This window comes from Martelella sp. AMO21009 (assembly GCF_053484295.1).
In genome coordinates, this window is the sequence record NZ_JBAKFR010000062.1 from 1 (window position 1) to 3,344 (window position 3,344).

Below are 3,344 nucleotides of genomic sequence, written 5' to 3' on the forward strand. Positions count from 1 at the left end.
GGAACTACTTCAAATCAACAGCATGCGTTGCAGACTAATCGCCCGACGCTCTAGTGGCGGAGCCATGCTTGCCGCGAAGGGCGGTGCTGCCGCTCTGTCCGGCGGTGTCGCGGCAGTTCGCGGTGGTGCTTCAGCCGCGGGAGCGTCCTCCGCCGCCTATAGCCTCGGCTCGCTTGGCCAATCCGGGGCATCCAGTGTCGCCTCCGGCCTCGGCGGCATCGCCCGCGCGGCAGGGTCCGCCGCCGTCTCGCCGTTGAAGCGCGCGGCATCGAAAACCTCGGACAGCGTCAAATCCAGCTTCTCTGAAGGAACGCGGGTCGGGTTCGGCGCGAGCGGCGGCACATCCGCCATGGGCACGGTTGGCGGCGCCAGCGAAACCGCGACCGCATCATCTTCGGCGCCGGCCGGCGGACCACCGGCCTGGGCGCAGCGAATGCATCGCCGACAGGCGCTCAGTCACGGCACCACCATGGCCGCCCATGCCGTCCGTTCCGGCGACAGCCACGGTTCCGGCTCTTCCGTCAATATCTCCGAAAGCGACCGCTCATGAACCTCTTCAAACGACCATCGACCCACTACGGCAAGACGCCGCAGCCCGAAACCCCATACCAAAAGGCCGCACAGGTCTGGGACGAGCGGATCGGTTCGGCCCGCGTGCAGGCGAGGAACTGGCGGCTGATGGCTTTTGGCTGTCTCTTTCTCTCGGTCGGCTTCGCCGCGGCGCTGGTCTGGCAGTCGGCACGCGGGACCGTCGTGCCCTGGGTCGTCCAGGTCGATGAACTCGGCCAGGCGCAAGCGGTGGCGCCCGCGAATGCAGACTATCGGCCGACCGACCCGCAGATCGCCTTCCATCTCGGCCGCTTCATCGAAGAGGTCCGGTCGATCCCGGCCGACGCGATCATCGTGCGCCAGAACTGGCTGCGGGCCTACGAGTTCACCACGGATCGTGGTGCGGCGGCGCTCAATGACTACGCACGCAGCAGCGAGCCCTTTACCAAGGTTGGACGTCAGCAAGTCGCCATCGAAGTGTCCTCGGTCATCCGGGCCTCGCCGGACAGCTTTCGCGTTGCCTGGACCGAACGGCATTATGAGAACGGTCAGCTCTCCACAACCGAGCGATGGACTGCGATCCTCACCATCGTCATCCAGACCCCGCGCACCGCCGAGCGCCTGCGCGCCAATCCGCTCGGCATCTATGTCAATGCAATTTCATGGTCGCGGGAGATGAGCCAATGACTGATACGGTCTTCCGTAAATCCGTCCTTCCGGGTTTCCGCAAATCCGCCTTTGCGGGATTGCTGCTTTCCGCGAGCGTCCTGGCCGGCTGCGCCACCAATCGCACGCCGCAATTCTCCTATGACGCGTCCGTGCCGCCATTGCCCACGGTGCAGGCGGCAGCTACCGATGAACGTCCCCGGCCATTGCACACGCCGCCGGCCTGGACCGTCGCGCGTGGAGGAGAGGCGGCTGGTACACCTTCTGGCCGCGTCGAGAACGCCAATGCCGCCGCTCGCGTAGAGCCACGACGCGAGGGCTATTACAACGCCATTCAGATCTATCCGTGGAGCGAAGGCGCGCTCTATCAGGTCTATGGTTCCCCAGGGCAGATCACCGACATCGCTCTGGAGCCCGGCGAAAGCCTGACCGGGGCGGGACCGATCGCGGCAGGAGACACGGTCCGCTGGATCATCGGCGATACCGAGAGTGGGGCCGGCAACAGCCGCCGCGTTCATATCCTCGTCAAGCCGACCCGGCCGGACATCTCGACCAATCTGGTCGTCACCACCAACCGGCGCAGTTACATGATCGAGCTGCGCGCGCGGGAATCGCTGTACATGCCGGCCGTAGCCTGGGCCTATCCCGCACCGCCTGCCGGTCAGCGCCGGGCCGTCCCCGCCGCACCGATCATCCCGGGCGAGGCAGCCCGAAACTACCGCTACGGATTGCAGGTGCAGGGCGACAGCCCGCCATGGCGGCCGGTCTCCGTCTTCGATGACGGACGGCGTGTCTATGTGGTCTTCCCGGCCGGGATTGTGCAGGGCGAGATGCCGCCTCTGTTCGTCCTCGGATCCGATGGCGAACCCCAGATCGTCAACAGTCGCATCCATCGCAACGTCCTGATCGTGGATCGTCTGTTCGGTGCGGCCGAACTGCGTCTCGGTCGCGGCGAGCATCAGCGGGTCGTCAGGATCGTGCGCATTGAAGAGCGGAAGACAGCCGCTCCGCAACAAGGCGGCACGCACGACGGAGGATCATCGTCATGAGTGACACTGAAACCGCAGCCCCTATGCGCCTGCGCGCCGCGCCGCCGCGCGTTACGCGTCTGTCCCCCAAGATGCTTGCCGGTATCGGCGCAGTCGCGCTTCTCGGCATTGGCGGGGCACTGATCTATGCCCTTCAGACGCCGGACAGAGGCGGGACTGGCGAAGAACTCTATTCTACCGAGAACCGGCCCACGGCGGATGGGCTCACCGGCCTGCCGTCCGACTATACTGGGCCGGTCCTCGGTCCGGCACTGCCGGGCGATCTCGGCCGTCCGATCCTTGACGCGCGGGAACGTGGACAGCCCGTCGCTTCGCCCGCCATCGCCACACCGGCCGTCGATCCCGAAGAGCAACGCCGACACGCCGAAGAGGAAGCTGCGCGGCTCAGTAACGTGTTCTTCCAGTCCGGCCCGCGCAGTGGGGCCACACCTGCCGCCGCGGCACCCGGCATTGCGAACCTCAACCCTGGTGGCCAATCCGCAACGCAGGACCGGCACACGGCCTTCCTCAACGGTCCGGTCGACCGTCAGACCGTTGCTCCTGATCGTTTAATGCCGCCCGCGTCGCCCTACATCCTGCAGGCGGGTTCGGTCATTCCCGCCGCGCTGATCACCGGCATCCGTTCGGACCTTCCGGGCCAGATCACGGTGCAAGTGACTGAAAACGTCTATGACAGCCCGACCGGCTCGCTGCTCCTGATCCCGCAGGGGACGAGGATCATCGGCCAATACGATGACGGCGTGGCCTTCGGCCAGCGCCGCGTGCTTCTTGTCTGGAACCGCCTGATCCTGCCGGGTGGCCGCTCGATCGTGCTGGAGCGCCTACCGGGGGCGGACGCTTCCGGCTATGCCGGCCTTGAGGATGGCGTCGATTATCACTGGTGGGATATGGTGAAAGCCGCCGGGCTCTCGACCTTGCTTGGCGTTGGCACCGAACTCGCGACCGATGACGAAGACCGGCTAATCAGGGCCATCCGCGATGGTGCGCAGGATACCATCAACCAGGCCGGCCAGCAGATTGTCCAGAGAGATGGCTCGGGAAATCTGCACAGCGGGGATAAGTGGAATTTCTGCCTGAGAT

General features: G+C 65.7%; 3 protein-coding genes and 1 pseudogene. All 4 read left to right on the top strand.

From position 1 onward, the window contains the following. Positions 1–550: pseudogene (locus V6766_RS25410) on the top strand (P-type conjugative transfer protein TrbL); the annotation flags it as partial. Next, on the top strand, positions 547–1,236 hold the full coding sequence (trbF, locus tag V6766_RS25415; protein WP_448471020.1) for a conjugal transfer protein TrbF: 690 nt from the start codon (positions 547–549) through the stop codon (positions 1,234–1,236). The pseudogene V6766_RS25410 and the gene trbF, both read left to right, overlap by 4 nt. Further along, a complete protein-coding gene (gene trbG, locus V6766_RS25420; protein ID WP_448471021.1) occupies positions 1,233–2,264 on the top strand; it encodes a P-type conjugative transfer protein TrbG in 1,032 nt (343 codons plus the stop codon). The genes trbF and trbG overlap by 4 nt, the downstream gene beginning before the upstream one ends. Then, the coding region (locus V6766_RS25425; protein WP_448471022.1) for a TrbI/VirB10 family protein at positions 2,261–3,344 on the top strand (1,084 nt) is incomplete at its 3' end. The genes trbG and V6766_RS25425, both read left to right, overlap by 4 nt.

What these genes read in the sequence shown, in the direction of transcription:
- trbF (WP_448471020.1), top strand. Translation starts at nt 547, where the DNA reads ATGAACCTCTTCAAACGACCATCGACCCACTACGGCAAGACGCCGCAG.
- trbG (WP_448471021.1), top strand. Translation starts at nt 1,233, where the DNA reads ATGACTGATACGGTCTTCCGTAAATCCGTCCTTCCGGGTTTCCGCAAA.